The sequence below is a fragment of the Pseudomonas sp. FP215 genome, assembly GCF_030687795.1.
In the GTDB taxonomy this organism is placed as follows: Bacteria; Pseudomonadota; Gammaproteobacteria; order Pseudomonadales; family Pseudomonadaceae; genus Aquipseudomonas; species Aquipseudomonas salmasensis.
The window spans coordinates 73500-94942 of record NZ_CP117447.1; the positions used below are offsets into that span (position 1 = coordinate 73500).

Genomic DNA, 21443 nt, shown 5'->3' on the forward strand with positions numbered 1-21443 from the left:
CGCAGGCAAGCCAGCTCCCACACCGTTCAAAGGTGGGCACTGGCTTGCCTGCGATGCTTTTAGTCCGCCTTGCGCGGAATCAGCACAACCTGCGCCGGAATATGTTTCAGGATTTGCCGGTGAATCTTCAGGTCATACCCCGAATCAATCCGCTTGACCCGCTTGGTCAGTAACGTGGCCAGCCACGGGTAATCCTGGGTGCGTGGCACCTGGATGCTGACGTCGCACTGGTAATTCACCACATCGGTGGCGATTGCATCCAGCTGATGGCGCATATCTTCGACATCCGCCAGGTTCAGCGCCACGGTGGTGCTGGGCGCTGCCGGGTCGATTACCTTGGCGGCGGGCTTGGCTTCAGCGGCTTTCAACGCGGCTTCTGCCTGGTCCAATTCGGCTTTGCGCGCATGGCTGATGGCGCTGTTGACGCCACCCGTCAGCGCAGGGGCCTTGGGCATCAAGGCGCGGGCACGGCTCAGGGCCGTGGCGGCAGCGTTGACATCGCCCTTTTGCAGCACGATCTGGCTGCGCTGCAGGTAGGCTTCGGCCAATTGACGCTGGTAGGCCTCAAGTGCCGGGTCGTTGGGCGATTGGGCCTGCAGTGCGGCCAACTGGTCTTCGGCGGTGGCCAATTCGCTGCTGGCCAGGTTTTGTTCCAGCTGCGCGATGGCCGCAGCGCGCGGATCCGGAGCCTGGGGGGCGGCGGGCGGCGTACTTTGGCAGGCGCCCAGCAGCAGTGAAAATGCGGCAAGGAGCAGATAACGGGAGGTGAACGGCTTCATTCCTGCGACTCTCTATTTGCGCAAAAAGCGAGCAAGTCTACACCCCTCGACGGGGCAGGACAAAACTCAGCAGAAACAGGGCGGCCGCCGTAACCACAATCGACGGCCCGGCCGGTGTGTCCTTGAACCAGGACAGCGCCAGGCCACCACACACTGCAAGCATCCCCAGGAGGCTGGCGCCAATCGCCATCTGCTCCGGAGAGCGAGCGTGGCGCTGGGCGGCGGCGGCTGGAATGATCAGCAGCGACGTGATCAACAATACGCCGACAATCTTCATCGCGACAGCAATCACCACGGCGATGAGCAACATCAGCGCCATACGCAGGCCTGCGACGGGCAAGCCCTCTACCTTGGCAAGTTCTTCATGCACGGTGATCGCCAGCAACGGGCGCCACAGGGTCACCAGCAACACCAGCACGGCAGCGCTGCCGCCGAGGATCCAGGCCAAGTCAGTGGGGCTGATAGCCAGCAGGTCGCCGAACAGGTAGGCCATCAGGTCGATGCGCACTTCATGCATGAAGCTCAGCACCACCAGGCCCAGGGACAAGGTACTGGGCGCAAGGATGCCCAGCAGTGTGTCGGAAGCCAGTGGCTGGCGTTGCTGCAGGGTCACCAGCAGCACCGCCAGCAGCAGGCAACCGACGGTCACCGCGATGGCCGGGCTTACATCCAGCAGAAAACCCATGGCCACGCCCAGCAAGGCGGCATGGGACAAGGTGTCGCCGAAATAGGCCATGCGCCGCCAGACCACAAACGAGCCCAGTGGGCCCGCCACCAAAGCCAAAGCCAAGCCTGCCAGCAGGGCGTAGAGCAGAAAATCAGCCATGCTTGCAGCTATCTCCATGAACGTGGGGGGTATCGACGACGGCGCCATGCAGGTCATGGGCGTGGTCGTGGTGGTGATGATAGATCGCCAGGCTCTGGGCGTTCTTGCCGAACAGCTCCACGAACGCCGGGTCGCCACTGACCTGTTCCGGGTGGCCGGAGCAGCACACGTGGCGGTTGAGGCAGACCACTTGGTCGGTGGTGCTCATCACCAGGTGCAAATCGTGGGAGACCATCAGCACGCCGCAACCATGGCGGTCGCGCAGGCGGGTGATCAGGCTGTACAGCTCGGCCTGGCCGGCGACATCGACACCTTGCACCGGCTCATCGAGTACCAGCAATTCGGGCTCGCGCAGCAAGGCGCGGGCCAGCAGCACGCGCTGCATTTCGCCGCCGGAGATGCTTTGCACGGGGTTGTCGATGACGTGTTCGGCGCCCACTTCCTTAAGCGCAGCCTGGGCGCGGGCGCGGTCTACGCCGGGCACCAGGCGCAGGAAGCGCAATACGGAGAGCGGCAACGTCGGGTCCACATGCAGCTTTTGCGGCATATAACCCACGCGCAGCTTGGGCTTGCGCCAAACCGTGCCGCTGTGTGGCTTGAGCAGCCCTAGTACGGCGCGCACCAGGGTGGTCTTGCCAGCGCCGTTGGGGCCTATCAGGGTGACGATTTGCCCCGGTTCCACGCTCAGTGCGATGTTTTCCAGCACGTTTTGCCCGGCGAACGTGACCCCGACCTGTTCCAGGCGGATTAACGCATTGCTCATCAAACCCCCTGGCAGCCTGCGCACAGGCCGACCACTTCGACCGTTTGCCCCTCGACCTTGAAGCCGACGTCGGCAGCGCTTTTGACAATGGCGTCGCTGATGCTTTTTTGTTCAAGCTCGATGGCGGCGTGGCACTCGCGGCAGATCAGGAACTGGCCCTGATGCGCGTGCTCCGGGTGGTTGCAACCGACAAAGGCGTTGAGCGAGGCAATACGGTGCACCAGACCGTTTTCCAGCAGGAAATCCAGCGCACGGTAAACGGTAGGCGGCGCGGCGCGGCGGCCGTCCTGCTCGCTGAGGACGCCAAGAATGTCGTAAGCGCCCAAAGGCTTATGGCTCTGCCACACCAGCTCCAGCACCCGGCGACGCAAGGCGGTGAGGCGCAAGCCTTTCTTCGCGCACAGGGTGTCGGCCTCTGACAATGCGGTGTGCACGCAGTGAGAGTGGTCGTGGGGACGGCTGGCAAGCGGTGTTTTAGGCATGAGCGGCGACAGATATTTGATAGAGACGTTATTATGTTACCCGTTCCTAAGCCATCGAGTGGTCATCGTGTCCCGACTTTTTCCCGTTTTTGTCGTATTTGTCACCAGTTTGTTCGTTGCGGGTGCCGCTCAGGCCGAGGTCAAGGTGCTGACGAGCATCAAGCCGTTGCAACTGATTGCCGCTGCCGTGCAGGACGGGGTGGCTGTTCCAGAGGTATTGCTGCCGCCGGGGGCGTCGCCGCATAACTTTGCTTTGCGCCCATCCGACGTACGGCGCGTGCAGTCGGTCGACCTGCTGTACTGGATTGGGCCGGACATGGAAACGTTTTTGCCGCGTGTGCTTAAAGGCCGTACAGCGGCAACGGTGGCCGTGCAGGACCTGCCGGGCATGAAACTGCGCATTTTCGGCGAAGATAGCCATTCCCATGCCGATGAAGCCGACGAGCATGATCACGACCACCGCCCAGGCAGTGTCGATGCGCACCTGTGGCTGTCGACCGTCAATGCGCGCGTGATCGCCGCACGGATGGCGGCCGACCTCAGCGCCGCCGACCCGGCCAATGCCGAGCGTTATCAGAGCAATGCCAAAGCCTTCGAAGAACGCCTGAACGCGCTGGATGCGCGCCTGAAGCAGCGTTTGGCGGGGGTTGATGGCAAGCCCTACTTCGTGTTTCACGAAGCCTTTGATTACTTCGAAGAGGCGTACGGCTTGAAGCATGCGGGCGTGTTCAGCGTGGCCGCCGAAGTACAGCCGGGCGCTCAGCACGTCGCGGCGATGCGCGCGCGTTTGCAGGAAGTGGGCAAGACGTGCGTGTTCAGCGAGCCGCCGTTGCGACCTCGCTTGGCCGAAACCCTGGTTGCCGGGTTGCCGGTGAAGTTGGCGGAATTGGATGCGTTGGGTGGCTATACCCCGGCGACGGCCCAGGGTTATGAGCAGGTGCTGGAAAAACTCGGCAATGACCTCGCCGGTTGCCTGGAGTCGCTCTAACAGGCAACACAAAACCCTTGTGGGAGCGGGCTTGCTCGCGAATGCGTTGGATCAGTCAATGATGTACTAACTGACAGACCCCATTCGCGAGCAAGCCCGCTCCCACATTTTTTTGATCGAGTGGGGCTTTTTAGAGTGCGAACGGCAGGTGGACCGTGACCTGCTGACGCTGCGCCAAGCGGTGCTCGAACTCAGCCGGGTCATGAATCAACACATCCTGCCCGGCAAATGACTCGGCCGCGATCAGCCGGGACAGCCAGAACCGTACGCACGCCACCCGCAGCATGGTCGGCCATAGCTCGGCTTCCTTTGCGGTAAACCCCCGTAGCCCCGCGTAAGCGCCCAGCAGTGCCCGGGCACGGTGACCGTCAATCACGCCCTCGGCATCCGAGCACCAGTCATTCAAGGCGATGGCCACGTCGTAGAGCATCGGCCCTGAACAGGCATTGTAGAAGTCGATCAGGCCCGTCAGGTGCGTGCCTTCAAACATCGCGTTATCGCGAAACAGATCGGCGTGCACATTCGCCCGTGGCAGGCCGAGAATGTCGGCCTTGTGGGTGTCGATCTCGGCCAGCGCATCGCGCAACAGGCGTTGCTGGGCCTCGTTGAGGTGCGAAATAAGCTGCGCGCCCTCACTGAGCATCCACTCCAGGCCACGGTCGGTCTTGCGCTCAAGTACCTTTTCGCCTTGGGTGGCCAGGTGCAGGTGGCCGAGCAGTTCGCCAACCTGGGCACAATGCTGCGCATTGGCCTCCTTGATGTGCTTGCCCGCCAGGCGCGGTTGCAGCAAGGCCGGTTTGCCCTTGAGTTCGCGCAAAGCGATGCCGTCGGTGGTACGCAGGGCGTACGGCACCGGCAGGTCGGCGTCGTGGAGCACGTCGAGCAGTTCGATGAAGAACGGCATTTCTGCCACCGGGCCACGCTCAACCAGGGTCAGGACGAACTCGCCCTGTTCCAGGCTGATAAAGAAATTGGTGTTTTCGCTGCCGGCGGCAATCCCCTGGAAATCAAGCAGGCGGCCGAGCCCGTAAGGGGCGAGAAAGGTTTCCAGCTCGGGCCGAGCCAGGGGGGTGAACACAGACATGGTTAAAACTGCCGTTACGGGCGCTGCGGTGGGCAGCGCCGGTTAAAATTAAGAAATCATTTCCATTCGAAGATCTTCCATGACGGGATCAGCATATCCGGCTGGTCAGAGCGGATGAAGTTCGCGTCGGTGCCGTCCGCACGTACCAGAAAGTACGGTGGTGCGCCCTTCGGGGTGACCTTGATTGCGTACAGGAAGCCGTTTTGGCGGTATTCCTGGATGGTTTTGTCGCCTTCCGTGCGAATGGTAACTTCCGGGTCTGCCGAAGGGGCATCGTCTGCCGCCATGGCAGCCATCGGAGCGAGTGCAATCAAACCGGTCAACAGCAGGCGATTGAATGTACGCATGATAACCTTGTCCCTTTGTTTTCATTGGTCCGGCTATTCTAGCGCCTGACCCGCCGAAAAGGTTGATCCTGCTCATGAGCCAAGCGCCCCTCGTCCTGGTGGACGGTTCTTCTTATCTGTACCGCGCCTTCCACGCGCTGCCACCGCTGACCACCTCCAAAGGCCTGCCCACCGGTGCGGTCAAGGGCGTGTTGAACATGCTCAAAAGCCTGCGCAAGCAGTACCCGGACAGCCCATTCGCGGTGGTCTTCGACGCCAAGGGTGGGACGTTTCGCGATGAAATGTACGCCGAATACAAAGCCAACCGCCCGAGCATGCCCGATGACATGCGCCTGCAGATCGAGCCGCTGCATCAAAGCGTGATCGCTCTTGGCTTCCCGTTGCTGTGCGTCGAGGGCGTAGAGGCCGATGACGTGATCGGCACCCTGGCCCGCAGCAGCGCGGCCGCCAGCCGCCCGGTGGTGATCTCGACCGGTGACAAAGACATGGCGCAGCTGGTGGACGGCCACATTACCTTGGTCAATACCATGACCGGTAGCTCCATGGACATCGAGGGCGTTAAGGAGAAATTCGGCGTCGCTCCGGAACAGATCATCGACTATCTGGCGTTGATGGGGGACTCATCCGACAACATTCCCGGCGTTCCGGGTATTGGCCCCAAGACCGCCTCCGGCTTGCTGGTGGGGGTCAATGGTGGCCTCAAAGAGCTTTATGAGCAGTTGGATATTGTGCCGACCCTGCCTATCCGGGGGGCCAAGACCCTGCCAGCCAAGCTGGAAGAGCATAAAGAGATGGCATTCCTGTCCTATCAGTTGGCGACGATCAAGATCGATGTGCCGCTGGATATCGGGCTGGACGATTTGCACCTGATCGAGCCGGATCGCGAAAAGCTGCTGGAGCTGTACACGCTGCTGGAGTTCAAGAGCTGGTACGACGAGATCCAACGCGACACCAAGCGCGTCGAGCTGAAGGCGGCCAATGAAGTCGCGCCTGTCGCGCAGGTACCCGTGGAGGCGGTGGTATCGGTGCCCGTAGAGACGGTTTACACCACCATTCTTGACCAGGCCACGTTCGATCTGTGGCTGCAGAAGCTCAACGACGCCAAGCTGTTTGCCTTCGATACCGAAACCACCGGGATCGACGCCCAGCAGGCGCAATTGGTTGGGGTTTCGTTCGCGGTGCAGCCCCATGAGGCGGCGTATATTCCGCTGACGCACGCCTACATCGGTGCACCGGAACAACTGGACCGCGACACCGTGCTGCTGGCCCTGAAGCCATTGTTGGAAGACCCGACCAAACTCAAGGTGGGCCAGCACGCCAAGTTCGACATGAACATCCTGGCCAACTGCGCCATTGGTGGCGACCCTGCCCAGGGCATTACCGTGCGCGGCATCGCCTTCGACACCATGCTCGAATCCTACGTGCTCAACTCCACCGCGACGCGGCACGATATGGACAGCCTGGCGAAGAAATACCTGGACCACGACACGGTCAGCTTCCAGGACATCGCCGGCAAAGGCGCCAAGCAACTTACGTTCGACCAGATCGCGCTTGAGCAAGCCGGCCCTTACGCGGCCGAAGATGCCGATGTGACCTTGCGCCTGCATCAGCACTTGTACGCGCAACTGGCAGCGATCCCGAGCCTGGCCAGTGTGCTGACGGACATCGAGATCCCGCTGGTGCCGGTGCTGGCCCGCATCGAGCGCCAGGGCGCACTGGTGGACAAGGACCTCCTCGGCATCCAGAGCATCGAACTGGGTAACAAGATGGTTGAACTGGAGCGCCAGGCGTACGAGATCGCCGGTGAGGAATTCAACCTGGGTTCGCCCAAGCAGCTCGGGGCGATCCTGTACGAGAAGCTTGGCATGCCGGTGCTGAAAAAAACCGGCAAGGGCCAGGCCTCCACGGCTGAGGAAGTGCTGGCCAAACTGGCCGAGGATGATTTCCCGCTGCCCAAGGTACTCATGCAGTACCGCAGCATGAGCAAGCTCAAAAGTACCTATACCGACCGCCTGCCGGAACAGATCAACCCGCGTACCGGGCGTATTCATACGTCTTACCATCAGGCCGTCGCGGCGACCGGGCGCTTGTCCTCCAGCGACCCGAACCTGCAGAACATCCCGGTGCGCACCGCCGAGGGACGGCGCATTCGCCAGGCGTTTGTCGCGCCCAAGGGCTACAAGCTGCTGGCGGCGGACTATTCGCAGATCGAGCTGCGGATCATGGCGCATTTGTCCAAGGACGAAGGCTTGATGAACGCCTTCCGCAATGACCTGGACGTGCACACCGCCACGGCGGCCGAAGTGTTCAAGGTTGAGTTGAACGAGGTTACGTCCAACCAGCGCCGCAGCGCCAAGGCAATCAACTTCGGCCTGATTTACGGCATGGGTGCCCAGAAGCTGGGCAAGGACATCGGCGTCGACACCAAGACCGCCAAGGCCTATATCGATGTGTACTTCGCCCGCTACCCAGGGGTTCGCGAATACATGGAGCGCACCCGCGCCCAGGCGGCGGATCAGGGTTATGTCGAAACCTTCTTCGGGCGACGCCTGTACTTGCCGGATATCAACTCCAACAAACCCCAGGAGCGCGCGGCGGCCGAGCGCACGGCGATCAACGCGCCGATGCAGGGCACGGCGGCGGACATCATCAAGAAAGCCATGGTGCAGGTGGATAACTGGCTGACCGAGTCGGGCCTGGATGCCAAGGTTATCCTTCAGGTGCACGACGAATTGGTGCTGGAGGTGCGTGAAGACTTGGTCGCGCAGGTCAGCGAGAAGATTCGCGAGCATATGAGCGCGGCGGCGCAGTTGGACGTGCCTTTGGTGGTGGACGTAGGCGTAGGCGATAACTGGGACGAGGCGCACTGATTCTGCGGCTTCGCCATCACATTGCGCGGTGGCGAGGCGGTTTAGAGCGCAAACCGCGGTCAGTTATTTCCAATAGTTTTTTGAGCCTGTCGGAACTTAACCTGTGAACTGCCACTCAGAGTTACTGAATGGGTGGTGAAGCCCTTCAATGCTCCTATGTTGTGTTAAGTGTTGGCAGATAATTCTGGACCCCGCCCTAGCGGTCCGGAACTTGAACCCCGAACTTCCCCTCCCCAAAAGAAGTCCGGGGTTTTTTTTGCCCGCAGAAAAGTTATTCGGCGATTTCTGCGCCCTTGTCCGCCAATTCCATCCAGCCGGCCAGTACGGTGTAGGCTTCTTCCAGGCCCATGCGCTTGGGGGCGGAGAACAGCTGAATGGTGATGGTGTCGCCCCAGCCCTTACGGATTTCGGACTGCACTTTGAGCAGGGTGTTCTTGGCTGCACCGTAGGTGAGCTTGTCGGCCTTGGTCAGCAAAATGTGCATCGGCATGCCGCTGGCGACCGCCCAATCGAGCATCAGCAAGTCGAAGTCGGTCATTGGATGACGGATATCCATCATCAGAATCAAACCCTTCAAACTCTCGCGACCACCCAGGTAAGCCTCGAGGTGACGCTGCCAGTGCAGCTTCAGCGGGATAGGTACTTTTGCATAACCGTAGCCTGGCAGGTCGACCAGACGCCGATCATCGTCTAGCTTGAAGAAATTGAGTAGTTGCGTGCGGCCCGGGGTTTTCGAGGTGCGCGCCAGGCTGGCGTGGGTCAAGGTGTTCAGTGCGCTGGATTTACCGGCGTTGGAACGGCCGGCAAAGGCGACTTCAAAGCCCTCGTCATCGGGGCATTGGTCCACTTTGGCGGCGCTGAGCATGAAGGTGGACTGTTGGCACAGGCCGAGGATGGGGTTCTTGAGTTGCATGAGATTTCCGATGTGGGCGGTGCCGAGAAAGGGTGCGGCAAGCGGTGTCGTTTCCGTTTCAGTAGCGCCAGTATATAATGCCGCAGATTTTGTGTGTGCTTTGTCCCAGCGAAGGATGAAGTTCACGGGAGCGAAAGACCTTTATTGCGCATTAGAACGCAAAACGCTCTCAAACCCTGAAAAGGTCGATGTATGGACCGACGGTTGCTCGCTTCTGCTGCCCTGATTCCGCTTTACGGCGCTCAGGCTACACAGGATCAACCGAGTTTGCATGGTCAGGCTGACGCAGCACGTGACCCAGGGTTTCAAGGCAATGCCGCCGCGTGGTTTGTGCATGGACTGCAGTACTGAGGATTACCAGGCCGTCACTGATGTGATGGTGAGTAAACCCGGTAGATAACTCTTAAACCCTTAGCCGTAGTTGGATTAGCTGATGAACAAACTGATCGTGAGTCTGCTGTTGACCTTGGGCATCACAGGCGCTGCCGTCGCTGCAGAGGGCCCCGTCAAAGGTGATGCCACTGCCGGTCAAGCGAAGGCCGCCGTGTGTGGTGCCTGCCACGGGCCGGATGGTAACAGCCCGGCGCCGAACTTCCCCAAACTGGCCGGCCAGGGTGAACGTTACCTGAGCAAGCAGATGCACGACATCAAGAGCGGCAAGCGCACGGTGCTGGAAATGACCGGCCTGCTGACCAATCTCAACGATCAGGACCTGGCGGACCTCGCGGCGTATTTTGCCAGCCAGAAGGGTAGCGTGGGAGCTGCCGATCCTAAATTGGTCGCCCGTGGAGAGCAGTTGTTCCGTGGCGGTAACCTGGAAAAAGGCTTGCCTGCCTGCACCGGTTGCCACTCGCCCAATGGCGCAGGCAACGCTGCCGCAGGCTTCCCGCACCTGAGCGGCCAGCACGCCACCTACATCGCGAAGCAGTTGACCGACTTTCGCAAAGAAGAAGCCGGCCGGGCCAACGATGGCGACGCGATGACCATGCGCACCATCGCTCGCAAGCTGAGCGACGAAGACATCGCAGCCCTCTCCAGTTATATCCAGGGCCTGCACTGACCGGGCCGGGCGTTAACGCTCGATTAATCCCGCGATGCAAGCATAAAAAGGGTGGCTCAGGCCGCCCTTTTTTGTGGCCGCTGCCGTTACACTAACGAACTCATGTCCGCGTAGACCTGTCACAACAAAGGTCGCGTGAGGCGACTTTATTTGTCCAGGAGTAAAGCATGCGTAATCTGATCCTCAGCGCCGCTCTCGTCACTGCCAGCCTCTTCGGCATGACCGCACAAGCTGCCGATGTGCCGCTTGAAGCCGGTAAAACCTATGTTGAGCTGGCTAACCCGGTTCCCGTTGCAGTACCGGGCAAGATCGAAGTGGTGGAGCTGTTCTGGTACGGCTGCCCGCATTGCTACGCCTTCGAGCCGACTATCAACCCATGGGCTGAAAAGCTGCCCAAGGACGTTAACTTCCGTCGCATTCCTGCCATGTTCGGTGGCCCATGGGACGCCCACGGCCAACTGTTCCTGACCCTGGAAGCCATGGGTGTTGAGCACAAGGTCCACAACGCCGTCTTCGAAGCGATCCAGAAACAAGGCAAGCGCCTGACCAAGCCGGACGAAATGGCTGACTTCGTTGCCACTCAGGGTGTCGACAAGGACAAGTTCCTGGCGACCTTCAACTCCTTCGCTATCCAGGGCCAGATCAAACAGGCCAAGGAACTCGCGCAGAAGTACGGCGTGCAAGGCGTTCCAACCCTGATCGTCAACGGCAAATACCGTTTCGACCTGGGCAGCACCGGTGGTCCTGAAGCGACCCTGAACGTTGCTGACCAACTGATTGCCAAAGAACGCGCTGCCAAGTAAGGGGCTCGCCATGCGCCGCTGGGGTACCGAGCGTGTCGTTGGCCTGCATGAACCGCAGGTCAACGAGCATCACCTGGAGTCCACGGGCCTGCCGGCAGATAGCCGCTTGCGCCTGCTCAGCTTCAATATCCAGGTGGGCAACAGTACCGAGAAGTATCGGCACTACCTCACGCGTGGCTGGCAGCACCTGCTGCCCCACAAGGGGCGTACCGGTAACTTGCAGAAAATCGGCGACCTGCTCAGCGACTTCGACTTGGTCGCCCTGCAGGAAGCCGACGGCGGCAGCCTGCGCTCCGGCTATATCAACCAGGTGGAACACCTGGCTCAGTTGGGGGCTTTTCCGTACTGGTATCAGCAACTCAACCGTAATCTAGGGCGCCTGGCACAGCACAGCAACGGCGTGCTCAGCCGTCTCAAACCCACTGCCATTGAAGATCACCCCTTGCCAGGCCCCAAAGGCCGCGGGGCGATCCTTGTGCGTTTTGGCGAAGGCCCGGAAGCCTTGGTGGTGGTGATGATGCACCTGGCCCTCGGGGGGCGTACGCGCAACCTGCAGTTGGCCTACGTGCGTGAATTGATTGGCAACTACAAGCACCAGGTGCTCATGGGTGACATGAACACCCATGCCAACGACCTGCTGCAAAATTCTCCGCTGCGCGACCTGGGGTTACTGGCCCCGCAAGTCGAAGCCACGTTTCCCAGCTGGCGCCCGCAGCGCTGTCTTGACCATATCCTGCTCAGCCCAAGCCTCACACTGGAAAGTGTGCAGGTGCTGGCGCAGCCCATTTCCGATCACCTGCCGGTCGCGGTAGAGATTCGTCTGCCGGGTTCGCTCACGGCTGATGCATTACCCGCGTTGAGCCCAGGCCCTCGCGGACCCCTTGCATGAGCGACGACGCCCAGCGCTGGAAAGAGAAGTACCTTCAGAGCATCGAGCAACAAGACAAACTCGAACGCCGCTGGGCCGCCCGCCTCGATTTGCTGCGCCGCGGGCTGGTGCGCAGCACGCTGGCCGCTGAAGGCACCGACCGCGCCGTCGATCAATGCATGAAGGAAATGCGCGATGTCGTGCGCACGGACGACATGGATGCTGCCCTCGCCGCTTTACTGCCGCGTCTGGAAAAGGCCGTGCTGGATTCGGAGCAGCGCCGCGAAACCCGCGTCGACCAGATCAGCACCGCGCTCACCGCCTTGGTCACCCAGTTGCAAAAGCTGCCGCTGCCCCGCGAAGTGGCTCGCCCGCTGAAAACCTTCGCCAAGCAACTCGATGGTCGCGTGGCGCAAGCGCGGGAGATACCGCTGCTACTCAGTGAGCTGAGCAGCCTGCAGGGGCAGGCGTTGAATAATCTGGAGCCGGATGGCGAAACTGCACGCCCAGGCCCAGGCCTGTTGCAGCGCCTGTTCGGCAGTAAAGAAGCCGCCAGCGAAGCGCTTGCGGTTGATGCCGAGCCACTGCCGGCAGCGCAATCGGCAGCGTCAAAACCCGCAGCGCCCAAACCCGTGCCCGAACCGGAAGAACCTGCGCAATCAGAAGAATTGACCCAAGCTTTGCGTGCCTTTGCACCGTTGCCACCCTTGAAGCCTGCGCCTGTTGCAGCGGCCGAAGAGCAAGAGGTCGCCAGCGAAACGCCGGTATTCGACGCTCCAGAGCTGCCGTCGATTGCGTCTGCGCAATTACCTGAGCCCGACGTGCAGGTGCCGCCAGTTGCGGAGCCTGCTCACGAAAGCGCACTCGCCGCCTTTATCGAGCCGCCGCCGGTTCCAGTTGAAACGCCGAATGAGACCACCATCGGCAGCCTTTCATTGCCCCCCGTGCTGGAAGGTCCCGAGCCCGACGAACTGCAACCAGACGGCACCTACGCCCTGCCCGATTCACCTGAACCGTCCTACAGCTCGGTGGCCAAGCACATTGAAGGCACTTTGCTCGGCCTGCTGGAAGATCTTTCCCTGCCCGAACGCCATCAACCCCAGGCTGAGGCGATGCGTGAGCGTCTCGCCCATGGCTTGAACTGGTACGAACTGCTGCCGATCCTCGATGACCTGGCGGTGCTGATGCTGGCGATCACCGACAGTGGCCAGCATGAGTTTGAGGCTTACCTCAAGCAGCTCAACGAGCGTCTCGAGGCATTCCAGGGCCATCTGCAGGTCGCCAGCGAGGGCCACGCCGATAGCAGCCTGGCTGCGCGGGAGTTGGACACGCAGATTCGTGAGCAGGTCGATGGCCTGCAAAGCAGCGTGCAGGACGCCGCCGACCTGGACAGCCTCAAGCAGGTGCTCGAAAGCCACCTTGAAGGCTTGCTCGGCACCATGGACGAACACCAGCAGCAGCGTGACCTGCGCGAACAGGAAGTGGCCGCACGTTTAAAAGGCCTGGCTGAACGCGTGGCCCATATGGAGCAGGAGGCCCAGGGCTACCGCGAGCACCTGGAGGTGCAGCGCCAGAAGGCCTTGATCGATCCGCTCACCGGCTTGCCCAACCGTGCGGCGTGGAGCGAACGCCTCGATTACGAAGTCAACGCCTGGCATCAGCGCGGTAACAGCCTGTCGCTGGCCATGCTCGACCTGGACCACTTCAAGCGCATCAACGACGGTTACGGTCACCTGGCAGGGGACAAAGTCTTGAAGATCATCGCCAATGTGCTGAGCAAGCGCCTGCGGCCGACTGACTTCATCGCACGTTTTGGGGGTGAAGAGTTTGTGCTGCTCATGCCCGACTCGACCTTGGCGGATGCGTTGGCCGTAGGTGAAGTATTGCGTGAGGCCATTGCCGCGTGCCCGTTCCACTTCAAGGGTGAGCCGGTGACGATCACGGTGTCCATGGGCGTGGCGCAGTTTCAACCCGGCGAGCGCAGTGACCTGGCGCTCAAGCGTGCCGATGAAGCGCTCTACAGGGCAAAGGCCGCGGGGCGTAATCAGGTGCAGGCGGCATAAAAGATGTTCCATTTTGTAATTTGACCGCCTGGCCGTGAGTCGTACGTTACACTGTTGCATTATCGTCTTTCAGTGTACTGCCTCTCGCCATGAAATCCTTGTATATCGCTTTAGCGTTTCTTCTGCTCGCCGGCTGCACCAGTGGTCCGCGCCTGAACACCAGCCATCCCTCGGTCAACCACGACAACCGCGTGCAGTTCGTTGTGGTGCATTACACCTCGACCAACCTCGAACGTTCCCTGGCGCTGTTGACCCATGGCCAGGTCAGCAGCCATTACCTGATCGGCGACGACGCCTCCGGCACCATCTACAAGCTGGTGGATGAAAGCCAGCGCGCCTGGCACGCGGGGGAAAGCGAGTGGATGGGGCGCACATGGCTCAACTCCAGCTCCATCGGCATCGAGATCGTCAACCCAGGGTTCACCGATACGCCGACGGGGCGTGTGTGGTACCCGTATTCCGAAGCGCAGGTGCAGTCGCTGATCGTGCTGCTCAAGGACATCAGCAAGCGCAACGGCATCGACCCCAAGAACATCATCGGGCACAGCGACATCGCCCCACTGCGCAAGCTGGACCCAGGCCCGTTGTTCCCTTGGAAGCGCTTAGCGGCAGAAGGTCTGGCCGTGTGGCCGGATGCCCAGGCAGTGGCCCGGTTTCAGGTGCAGTACGCCGCGCAGTTGCCGAGCATTACCTGGTTCCAAGAAGAGCTGGCGCGCCTGGGCTACCAGACGCCGCAGACCGGCGAACTGGATGTGGCCACGCGGCACGTCATCGCCGCATTCCAGATGCGTTTCCGCCCGTCATTGTTTGACGGCACCCCGGATGCTGAAAGCGCCGCAATCCTGCGCGCCTTGAATCACCGCTGATGGTGTAAAAATAATAATGTAGGAGCGAGCTTGCTCGCGAAGAACGCATAGACGACGCGGGCTGCCTGACAGCACAGCGTTATCGTTGACGTTTTTCGCGAGCAAGCTCGCTCCTAAAGGGGTAATGCCATATAGAACTGCGTACCCTGCCCCGGCCGTGAGTACACGCCCATGCGGCCGCCGTGCAATTGCACGATCTCCTTGCACAGTGCCAAGCCCAGGCCCGCCCCACCTTTCTTGCGGCCCACCTGCACAAAGGGTTCGAAGATCCGCCCCTGCTGGCCGTAGGCGATACCTTCGCCGTTATCCTCGACGCTGATAATCACCCGCTCGCCATGGCGTCGTGCCTGCAGGCGGATCTGCCCGCCTTCGGCGGTGTGGCGCAGGGCATTGCCCAGCAGGTTGTCGAGCACCCGCTCCAGTTGCACCTGGTCGGCATATAGCCGTGGCAACTCAGGTTGGGCTTCCACCAGCAACTCAATGTGCTGGGCGTTCGCAGGCTCAGCAAATCGAGCCCGTGCGTGCTCCAGCAAGTCGGTGACATCGCACGTACCCAGGGTGAGTTTTTGCAGGCCGTTCTGGTAGCGCGAGAAGTTGAGCAGGTCGTTGATCAACTGCATCAGGCGCTGCATCTCTTCATTGACCGTATCCAGCAGGTCCGCCTCGCGGGAGTCCGGTGGGAACTTGGCTCGCTCACGGAACAAGCCGAAGGCCATGTGCATGCCGGTAACCGGCGTGCGCAGCTCATGGGAGGCGCGCAACACGAACTCGCTGCGCACCCGCTCGAAAGCGCGCTGTTCAGTCACGTCATGCAGCACCATCACGGCCCCGAGAATATGCCCCTGGGTATGGCTGACCGGGGTCAGGCTGTAGGTCAGCAGGCGCAATTCACCCTCGACTTCCACCTCCAGATCATCCGGGGCCCGCTCCAGGTTGCCGCCGCGCAGCACCAGTTGCAGCTGTTCATCCATTTCTGCGCGACCCATGGCTTCGCCAAGGCCTTGGCCGAGCCGCTCCTCATCCCAGCCCAATTGGCGCTGCGCCACAGGGTTGAGGTGCTCCAGGCAGCCTTGGCGATCAATCATCAACAGGCCGTCGTCGATACTGTCGAGCACCGCTTGCAGGCGCTGTTGGCCGGCCAGCAGCTCATCGATGTTAGTGGCCTGATGTTGGCGCAACGCTTCGGCCATGATGCCGAAACGGCGGGTCAGCAGGTTCATTTCCGCTGCGGAGGAGATCGGCAGGGTGACTTCAAAATCGCCCTGCCCGATCTTGTCGGCGGCCTTGGCCAGCGCCTCGATGGGGCCGCCGAAACGCCGGGCGATGCCATGGGCCGTGACGAAACCGATGATCAGCACCGCGAGCCCTACCAGCCCGAGCAGGCCGGCAATCAACAGCGCTCGTTCGCGGGATTTATGCTCGCTGGTACTGATATTTTCCAGCGCCCGCTTGTGATCGGCGATCAGGCCATTACGCAATATGTTGAAGGTTTCAGTCAGCTTTTCTTTGCTGCCTGCGGGCGGTGATGCCTGTTGGGATTGGTCAAACGCTTCCAGCAGCTTCTGGTAATCGGAGCGTGCCTGGCTGAAGCCATGGTTTTTGCCGTCTATCTGCTCATGGGCGATGCCTTGGTCCAACAGGTCGAAATAATGCTGCTTGGAGGCTTGCAGGGCGTCCGGGTCGGGGCGCTTCTCCAGCATCATGATCAACTGGTCGCCCAGGCTCTGACGCAACTTGAGCCCCAGGTCCAGGGTGATGAAGTTACTGCGGATCAGCGATTCCTGGGTTTTGGCCATTTGCATGACGCTGACCAAGCCCAGGATCAACCCCAGCAAAGCCACGGTGATCAGCGCTGAGATGCTCAGGAATAACCGGGTGCGCAGTTTCATCGCGAGCTTCATAAGGTCCTGTTCAAAGGTTGTACTGCTTGCGTTTGCGGTACAGCGTCGACGCATCGATGCCGAGTGTGCGGGCCGCTTGGTCCAGTGTGTCGCTGGTCGCAAGTACGGCGCCGATATGGGCTTTCTCCAGCTCATCCAGGCTCAAAGCCGCGCCGATACGCGGTGCATTGTTGGCCGGTTGCTCGGCCATCCCCAGGTGGCTGATCTCCACCTTCTCCTGAGGGCAGATGATGCTGGCGCGTTCCACCACGTTACGCAGTTCGCGGATATTGCCGGGCCAGCGATAGTTGAGTAGCGCTTCGCGGGCATTATCACTGAAGCCGCGCGCCGGGCGTGCGTATTCCTTGACGAAGCGGGCAAGGAAGCGGTCGGCCAGGGTCAGGATGTCTTCACTGCGTTCGCGCAGCGGCGGCAAGTGCAAGGTGATGACATTCAGGCGGTAGAGCAAGTCTTCACGGAAGCGGCCATCGCGCACCATGTCTTCCAGGTTCAGGTTGGTGGCTGCGAGGATGCGCACATCGGCGCGGCGGGTGACCGGGTCGCCCACCCGCTCATACTCTTTGTCTTGGATAAACCGCAGCAACTTGGGTTGCAACGTGAGGGGGAAATCGCCGATCTCGTCGAGAAACAGCGTACCGCCGTCCGCTTGGTTCACTCGGCCCAAGGTGCTTTCGCTGGCGCCGGTGAATGCGCCGCGGCTGTGGCCGAACAGTTCGCTTTCCATCAGTTCGGCAGTCAAAGACGGGCAGTTGATGGTCACGCAGGACTTCTTCGAGCGTTTGCTCCAGCCGTGTATCGCCCGGGCCAACTCACCTTTACCGGTACCGGATTCGCCGAGAATCAAGATGTTGGCGTCTGTCCCGGCCACCTGCCGCGCGGTTTCCAACACCACCATCATTGCCGGGCTATGGGAGTCCAGGCCGTCTTTAGGCTGGCGCACTTCGCCTTCCAGCGCTTCCAGCCGCGCCGAGAGCTGACGCACCTCCAGTTGCTTGGCGGTGGCCAGGCGCAGCTGGTCTGGGCTGCAAGGTTTGACCAGGTAGTCGGCGGCGCCAGCCTGGATGGCGTCCACGGCGGTATCCACGGCCGAATGGGCGGTCACAATCACCACGCGCATCCACGGTGCCTGCACACGCATCTGGGCCAGCACGTCCAGGCCATTGTCCTCGCCCAGGCGCAGGTCGAGGAAGCACAGGTCGAACACCTGACGCTGCATCAGGGCATCGGCCTGGGCGGCACTGTTCGCGGTGGCGACGGTATAGCCTTCATCTTCCAGGCAATAGCGGAAGGTGCGCAGGATCGCAGATTCGTCATCCACTAAAAGAATGCGGCCTTGAAGTTCCTTGGCTGATTCCATCTGTCCCGCACTCCTTAACTATAAATGTGATGGTGTTTAGTCCCGGAATAATCGGGCAAGTTGCATGGTTTATTCTGATTCATAAAAGGCTTCTTCGCGCAGCTATCTGCGCGCCTTCCTACAGACGTCGTCTGAGCGCATTTTCCCTTCCGTTCGCCCTTCGATCCTTCGATGTGTGCGCTGGGTGTCTGGTTCCGACCACTTGCCGTCGTGCATTTCGCACGGCCTGCACGCAGGCATCGTGCAGGATGCTAGGCGATGATTCTATCGGGCAAGTATAACTCTTTGATTTTATTGAGTTTTATTTTGAAATAAAGCTGGCATGCACTCTGCAATATCTCCCCCAAGAGCGTCATGAACGAATAATCAGAATGCGGGAGCAATGCAGTATGACTCGCCAAAGCCTCAGCCAATTGCGTGTATCGCCGCTGCGCTTGCAGCAGGGCCTGTTTGCCAGCCTGGCCTTGATGGTCACGTTGATTGCCGGCCAGCAGTTGCAGCATTGGCAAGAGCGTGCGCAGCCAGCCCCGCAATTTGAACGTCCTGCCATGACCCAGACCCATTTCCGTTCCATTGGCAGCGCCAGCGCCGATGTGACTGCCCCGCAACTGAGCCTGGTAGATCAGGGTTCCACCCTGGACGAACTGCCGGCCCATGACCGTTGGGTGTTCTAGGCAAAAAACGTCGCTTGTGTTGAGCGGCTGCACGGCATCACCGCTGTTACCCCTATAGAAGCATAAGGAGAATCACCATGTTGAGTTGGGCAATCACATTTCTGATCATCGCCATTGTGGCTGCAGTCCTGGGCTTCGGTGGTATCGCTGGCACCGCTACCGGCATCGCCAAGATCCTGTTTGTGGTCTTCCTGGTGATGTTCATCGCTTCGTTCTTCTTTGGTCGCAAAGGCCGAGGTTGAATATGGCCAACCTGCCTTTTAAAGCCCTTGCTGCCGCCCTCCTGTTGGGCGGTAGCGGCTTGGCTTTGGCCGCCAATGACGGCCAATCCCGGGCTAACGAATTGCTCAGCGCGGATCCGCAGTACCGTGAAACCTGGCAAGACGTGGTGAAGAAAGAAGAGCGCCTGCCCGAGTGGGTGATGAACCTGTCGGGCACGGCCGAGCAAATGAATGCCGTTGAGGAAGATGGCGACAAGTACTTGGTCGGGCCGCTCTGCGAAACTGCAGACACCTGCCTGAACAAGCGCCTGATCGTTGCCTTCAGCCTCGACAAGGAAGATGCCTACGCCATGTTGGTGGAAGTACCGGCCGGTTTGCCGGCGGACAAGTCCCCGACGCGGCACGCCGATTACCGTTTTATCGGTAAGCCGGACGAGGGTATGCAAAAGCTGCTGATGGAGCAGCTCAAGAAAGATCCGAATTGGTACTAGGTTCCGTCTGACGGAGCCGGCGTCCATAGAAAGAAGCCCTTGTGCTTCTTTCTGTTTGCATCGCTCCTTGAGCGATGCATGACCAGGGGGCCGGGTTGCTCTGATCGATCAGGATCGGCGTGACCTACGGGTACAGGGAGTACCTGCGCAAGGGCCGGGTCAGGCGAAAAGCTGCGACGCAAGTTCACAAGACCTCAAGCTTGCTGAACTTGCGGCGGGCTTATGACTCTCATTCCCGCACTTCATGCCGCCCATAGCCGCAGTTTTGCTTTTTGCCGCTGGCTAACCATTACCGGGTATGTCGGCGCGACCATCTATCGAGAATTTTTCATCCGCGCTATAGGATCTTTCTGGCGCTAGGTGGTGGATTTCTCAGACATTTCTGCCAATCAATTCAAGTCGTCCAGTATCTCTGCGCGAGCCTGATTTGGCTGCTTGACGGCATATTCACCCGCCTGAATGGCGGATACGAACTGACCGTTTGGACAAATATTTTCAAAAAAAGCCATGCCGATTCGGCATAGGGTAGGCGTTTACGGCATTAGACGTCGCTCCCTTGCATGGGAATAGTTGCGCCTTTTTTCGCCTGCCAGTAAGCCATTTCGGCCACGCTGCGGTGACCTTCCATGGAGGCAGATGCACACACTTTTTCGCTTTCGAGCGTTGCAGCTGGCGCATTTGCCGTAAGTCCACTTGAAGCAAGGGTAATGACATGAAGAAGGCAAAGCTAAGCCTCGCCTGGCAGATCCTCATCGGTTTGGTACTGGGCATTGCAATCGGTGCAGTGCTTAACCATTTCAGTGCTGAAAAGGCCTGGTGGATCAGCAATGTGTTGCAGCCGGCGGGCGATATCTTTATCCGCCTGATCAAGATGATCGTGATCCCGATTGTGATTTCTTCGCTGATCGTCGGTATTGCCGGTGTAGGCGACGCGAAAAAGCTCGGTCGTATCGGCGTCAAAACCATTCTTTACTTCGAAATCGTCACCACCATCGCCATCGTGGTGGGCCTGTTGCTCGCCAACCTGTTCCACCCAGGCGCTGGCATCGACATGAGTACCCTGGGTACCGTCGATATCTCCAAGTACCAGGCGACTGCTGCCGAAGTGCAGCATGAACATGCGTTCATCGAGACCATCCTTAACCTGATCCCTTCGAACATCTTCGCCGCTGTTGCCCGTGGCGAGATGCTGCCGATCATCTTCTTCTCGGTGTTGTTCGGCCTGGGCCTGTCGAGCCTCAAGCCTGAGCTGCGCGAGCCGCTGGTGACCATGTTCCAGGGCGTGTCCGAGAGCATGTTCAAAGTCACCCACATGATCATGAAGTACGCGCCTATCGGTGTATTCGCGCTGATCGCGGTGACGGTCGCCAACTTCGGCTTCGCCTCGCTGCTGCCGCTGGCCAAGCTGGTGATCCTGGTTTACGTCGCGATCCTGTTCTTCGCCTTCGCGGTCCTGGGTTTGATCGCCCGCCTGTTCGGCTTCTCGATCCTCAAGCTGATCCGCATCTTCAAGGATGAGTTGGTATTGGCTTACTCCACCGCCAGCTCCGAAACTGTGCTGCCGCGTGTGATCGAAAAGATGGAAGCCTACGGCGCGCCGAAAGCGATCTGCAGCTTCGTGGTGCCGACCGGTTATTCGTTCAACCTCGACGGTTCGACCCTGTACCAGAGCATTGCGGCAATCTTCATTGCCCAGCTGTATGGCATCGACCTGTCGATCGGCCAGCAACTGATGCTGGTACTGACCCTGATGGTGACCTCCAAAGGTATCGCTGGCGTGCCGGGCGTGTCCTTCGTGGTATTGCTGGCGACGCTGGGCAGCGTGGGCATCCCGCTGGAAGGCTTGGCGTTTATCGCCGGTGTCGACCGTGTGATGGACATGGCGCGTACCGCCCTGAACGTGATCGGTAACGCCTTGGCTGTACTGGTTATCTCCCGTTGGGAAGGCATGTACGACGATGCCAAGGGCGAGCGCTACTGGAATTCCTTGCCGCACTGGCGCAGCAAGGAAGCTCTGCCTACGGCACAAGCCACCCGTAGCTGATTACAGATTGATCGAAAACAAACCCCGGAGAATTCCGGGGTTT

20 protein-coding genes and 1 pseudogene are annotated in these 21443 nt (G+C 60.2%); 12 read left to right on the forward strand and 9 right to left on the reverse strand.

Going from position 1 to position 21443, the window contains the following annotated elements; translation table 11 throughout:
• Positions 1 to 59: 59 nt before the first annotated feature.
• From PSH76_RS00355 to zur, 4 genes are read right to left on the reverse strand one after another with little or no spacing between them, the layout of a single operon-like run.
• Positions 60 to 779, reverse strand: a complete 720-nt coding sequence (locus PSH76_RS00355; protein ID WP_014716334.1) for a PA5502 family lipoprotein — start codon at positions 777 to 779, stop codon at positions 60 to 62.
• Positions 780 to 816: 37 nt separating this feature from the next.
• Positions 817 to 1605, reverse strand: a complete 789-nt coding sequence (gene znuB, locus PSH76_RS00360) for a zinc ABC transporter permease subunit ZnuB (RefSeq protein ID WP_003187359.1) — start codon at positions 1603 to 1605, stop codon at positions 817 to 819.
• The gene (znuC, locus tag PSH76_RS00365) at positions 1598 to 2368 is read right to left on the reverse strand and encodes a zinc ABC transporter ATP-binding protein ZnuC (RefSeq protein ID WP_003187361.1); all 771 of its coding nucleotides are present in this window, start codon (positions 2366 to 2368) and stop codon (positions 1598 to 1600) included. The genes znuB and znuC overlap by 8 nt, the downstream gene beginning before the upstream one ends.
• Positions 2368 to 2850 (reverse strand): zinc uptake transcriptional repressor Zur, encoded by a 483-nt coding sequence (gene zur / locus PSH76_RS00370; RefSeq protein WP_003187362.1) that lies wholly within the window; start codon positions 2848 to 2850, stop codon positions 2368 to 2370. Before zur ends, znuC begins: the two co-directional genes overlap by 1 nt.
• Before the next feature lie 58 nt (positions 2851 to 2908).
• Here zur and PSH76_RS00375 point away from each other — a divergent pair, with 58 nt between their 5' ends.
• A complete protein-coding gene (locus PSH76_RS00375; protein ID WP_047712807.1) occupies positions 2909 to 3838 on the forward strand; it encodes a zinc ABC transporter substrate-binding protein ZnuA in 930 nt (309 codons plus the stop codon).
• A gap of 130 nt (positions 3839 to 3968) precedes the next feature.
• Here the strand turns inward: PSH76_RS00375 and PSH76_RS00380 are convergent, their stop codons facing one another.
• Together PSH76_RS00380 and PSH76_RS00385 are read right to left on the reverse strand one after the other, a co-directional pair.
• Positions 3969 to 4922, reverse strand: a complete 954-nt coding sequence (locus tag PSH76_RS00380; protein ID WP_305493419.1) for a homoserine kinase — start codon at positions 4920 to 4922, stop codon at positions 3969 to 3971.
• A 56-nt stretch (positions 4923 to 4978) separates the two neighbouring features.
• Positions 4979 to 5269 carry a DUF2782 domain-containing protein gene (locus tag PSH76_RS00385; RefSeq protein ID WP_003187366.1) on the reverse strand — a complete coding sequence of 97 codons (291 nt, stop codon included), beginning with the start codon at positions 5267 to 5269 and terminating at the stop codon, positions 4979 to 4981.
• A 74-nt stretch (positions 5270 to 5343) separates the two neighbouring features.
• On the opposite strand from PSH76_RS00385, the gene polA reads away from it, so the two are divergent.
• Complete coding sequence (polA, locus tag PSH76_RS00390) at positions 5344 to 8139, forward strand: DNA polymerase I (protein WP_305493420.1); 2796 nt, start codon at positions 5344 to 5346, stop codon at positions 8137 to 8139.
• 271 nt (positions 8140 to 8410) lie between these two features.
• Here the strand turns inward: polA and yihA are convergent, their stop codons facing one another.
• A complete protein-coding gene (gene yihA / locus PSH76_RS00395) occupies positions 8411 to 9052 on the reverse strand; it encodes a ribosome biogenesis GTP-binding protein YihA/YsxC (protein WP_003187369.1) in 642 nt (213 codons plus the stop codon).
• 192 nt (positions 9053 to 9244) lie between these two features.
• Between yihA and PSH76_RS00400 the strand changes: the two are divergent.
• From PSH76_RS00400 to PSH76_RS00425, 6 genes and pseudogenes are all read left to right on the forward strand, one after another.
• Positions 9245 to 9452: pseudogene (locus PSH76_RS00400) on the forward strand (cytochrome).
• A gap of 33 nt (positions 9453 to 9485) precedes the next feature.
• Positions 9486 to 10112 (forward strand): cytochrome c4, encoded by a 627-nt coding sequence (locus PSH76_RS00405; protein ID WP_098949916.1) that lies wholly within the window; start codon positions 9486 to 9488, stop codon positions 10110 to 10112.
• Between the two features lie 167 nt (positions 10113 to 10279).
• Positions 10280 to 10915 (forward strand): thiol:disulfide interchange protein DsbA, encoded by a 636-nt coding sequence (gene dsbA, locus PSH76_RS00410; protein WP_003187375.1) that lies wholly within the window; start codon positions 10280 to 10282, stop codon positions 10913 to 10915.
• A 10-nt stretch (positions 10916 to 10925) separates the two neighbouring features.
• Positions 10926 to 11804, forward strand: coding sequence for an endonuclease/exonuclease/phosphatase family protein (locus tag PSH76_RS00415; protein ID WP_003187377.1), 879 nt, complete (start codon positions 10926 to 10928; stop codon positions 11802 to 11804).
• Positions 11801 to 13846, forward strand: a complete 2046-nt coding sequence (locus PSH76_RS00420; RefSeq protein ID WP_305493421.1) for a GGDEF domain-containing protein — start codon at positions 11801 to 11803, stop codon at positions 13844 to 13846. The genes PSH76_RS00415 and PSH76_RS00420 overlap by 4 nt, the downstream gene beginning before the upstream one ends.
• An 89-nt stretch (positions 13847 to 13935) precedes the next feature.
• Complete coding sequence (locus PSH76_RS00425; RefSeq protein ID WP_032894301.1) at positions 13936 to 14712, forward strand: N-acetylmuramoyl-L-alanine amidase; 777 nt, start codon at positions 13936 to 13938, stop codon at positions 14710 to 14712.
• Positions 14713 to 14825: 113 nt separating this feature from the next.
• Here the strand turns inward: PSH76_RS00425 and PSH76_RS00430 are convergent, their stop codons facing one another.
• Together PSH76_RS00430 and algB are read right to left on the reverse strand one after the other, a co-directional pair.
• The gene (locus PSH76_RS00430; protein ID WP_032894300.1) at positions 14826 to 16613 is read right to left on the reverse strand and encodes an ATP-binding protein; all 1788 of its coding nucleotides are present in this window, start codon (positions 16611 to 16613) and stop codon (positions 14826 to 14828) included.
• A 10-nt stretch (positions 16614 to 16623) separates the two neighbouring features.
• Positions 16624 to 17970 carry a sigma-54-dependent response regulator transcription factor AlgB gene (gene algB, locus PSH76_RS00435; protein ID WP_003187383.1) on the reverse strand — a complete coding sequence of 449 codons (1347 nt, stop codon included), beginning with the start codon at positions 17968 to 17970 and terminating at the stop codon, positions 16624 to 16626.
• Positions 17971 to 18359: 389 nt separating this feature from the next.
• Between algB and PSH76_RS00440 the strand changes: the two genes are divergently transcribed.
• From PSH76_RS00440 to gltP, 4 genes are all read left to right on the forward strand, one after another.
• Positions 18360 to 18644, forward strand: a complete 285-nt coding sequence (locus PSH76_RS00440; protein ID WP_003187385.1) for a hypothetical protein — start codon at positions 18360 to 18362, stop codon at positions 18642 to 18644.
• A 77-nt stretch (positions 18645 to 18721) separates the two neighbouring features.
• On the forward strand, positions 18722 to 18886 hold the full coding sequence (locus PSH76_RS00445) for a DUF1328 domain-containing protein (protein WP_003187386.1): 165 nt from the start codon (positions 18722 to 18724) through the stop codon (positions 18884 to 18886).
• 2 nt (positions 18887 to 18888) lie between these two features.
• Positions 18889 to 19356: an inhibitor of vertebrate lysozyme family protein gene (locus PSH76_RS00450; protein WP_032894297.1), complete on the forward strand. Its 468-nt coding sequence runs from the start codon at positions 18889 to 18891 to the stop codon at positions 19354 to 19356.
• Between the two features lie 712 nt (positions 19357 to 20068).
• Positions 20069 to 21400, forward strand: a complete 1332-nt coding sequence (gene gltP, locus PSH76_RS00455; RefSeq protein ID WP_003187390.1) for a glutamate/aspartate:proton symporter GltP — start codon at positions 20069 to 20071, stop codon at positions 21398 to 21400.
• Positions 21401 to 21443: the final 43 nt, after the last annotated feature.

Coding starts and splice junctions, on each gene's coding strand:
- PSH76_RS00355 (WP_014716334.1), bottom strand. CDS start 779: ATGAAGCCGTTCACCTCCCGTTATCTGCTCCTTGCCGCATTTTCACTG.
- znuB (WP_003187359.1), bottom strand. CDS start 1,605: ATGGCTGATTTTCTGCTCTACGCCCTGCTGGCAGGCTTGGCTTTGGCT.
- znuC (WP_003187361.1), bottom strand. CDS start 2,368: ATGAGCAATGCGTTAATCCGCCTGGAACAGGTCGGGGTCACGTTCGCC.
- zur (WP_003187362.1), bottom strand. CDS start 2,850: ATGCCTAAAACACCGCTTGCCAGCCGTCCCCACGACCACTCTCACTGC.
- PSH76_RS00380 (WP_305493419.1), bottom strand. CDS start 4,922: ATGTCTGTGTTCACCCCCCTGGCTCGGCCCGAGCTGGAAACCTTTCTC.
- PSH76_RS00385 (WP_003187366.1), bottom strand. CDS start 5,269: ATGCGTACATTCAATCGCCTGCTGTTGACCGGTTTGATTGCACTCGCT.
- polA (WP_305493420.1), top strand. CDS start 5,344: ATGAGCCAAGCGCCCCTCGTCCTGGTGGACGGTTCTTCTTATCTGTAC.
- yihA (WP_003187369.1), bottom strand. CDS start 9,052: ATGCAACTCAAGAACCCCATCCTCGGCCTGTGCCAACAGTCCACCTTC.
- PSH76_RS00405 (WP_098949916.1), top strand. CDS start 9,486: ATGAACAAACTGATCGTGAGTCTGCTGTTGACCTTGGGCATCACAGGC.
- dsbA (WP_003187375.1), top strand. CDS start 10,280: ATGCGTAATCTGATCCTCAGCGCCGCTCTCGTCACTGCCAGCCTCTTC.
- PSH76_RS00415 (WP_003187377.1), top strand. CDS start 10,926: ATGCGCCGCTGGGGTACCGAGCGTGTCGTTGGCCTGCATGAACCGCAG.
- PSH76_RS00420 (WP_305493421.1), top strand. CDS start 11,801: ATGAGCGACGACGCCCAGCGCTGGAAAGAGAAGTACCTTCAGAGCATC.
- PSH76_RS00425 (WP_032894301.1), top strand. CDS start 13,936: ATGAAATCCTTGTATATCGCTTTAGCGTTTCTTCTGCTCGCCGGCTGC.
- PSH76_RS00430 (WP_032894300.1), bottom strand. CDS start 16,613: ATGAAGCTCGCGATGAAACTGCGCACCCGGTTATTCCTGAGCATCTCA.
- algB (WP_003187383.1), bottom strand. CDS start 17,970: ATGGAATCAGCCAAGGAACTTCAAGGCCGCATTCTTTTAGTGGATGAC.
- PSH76_RS00440 (WP_003187385.1), top strand. CDS start 18,360: ATGACTCGCCAAAGCCTCAGCCAATTGCGTGTATCGCCGCTGCGCTTG.
- PSH76_RS00445 (WP_003187386.1), top strand. CDS start 18,722: ATGTTGAGTTGGGCAATCACATTTCTGATCATCGCCATTGTGGCTGCA.
- PSH76_RS00450 (WP_032894297.1), top strand. CDS start 18,889: ATGGCCAACCTGCCTTTTAAAGCCCTTGCTGCCGCCCTCCTGTTGGGC.
- gltP (WP_003187390.1), top strand. CDS start 20,069: ATGAAGAAGGCAAAGCTAAGCCTCGCCTGGCAGATCCTCATCGGTTTG.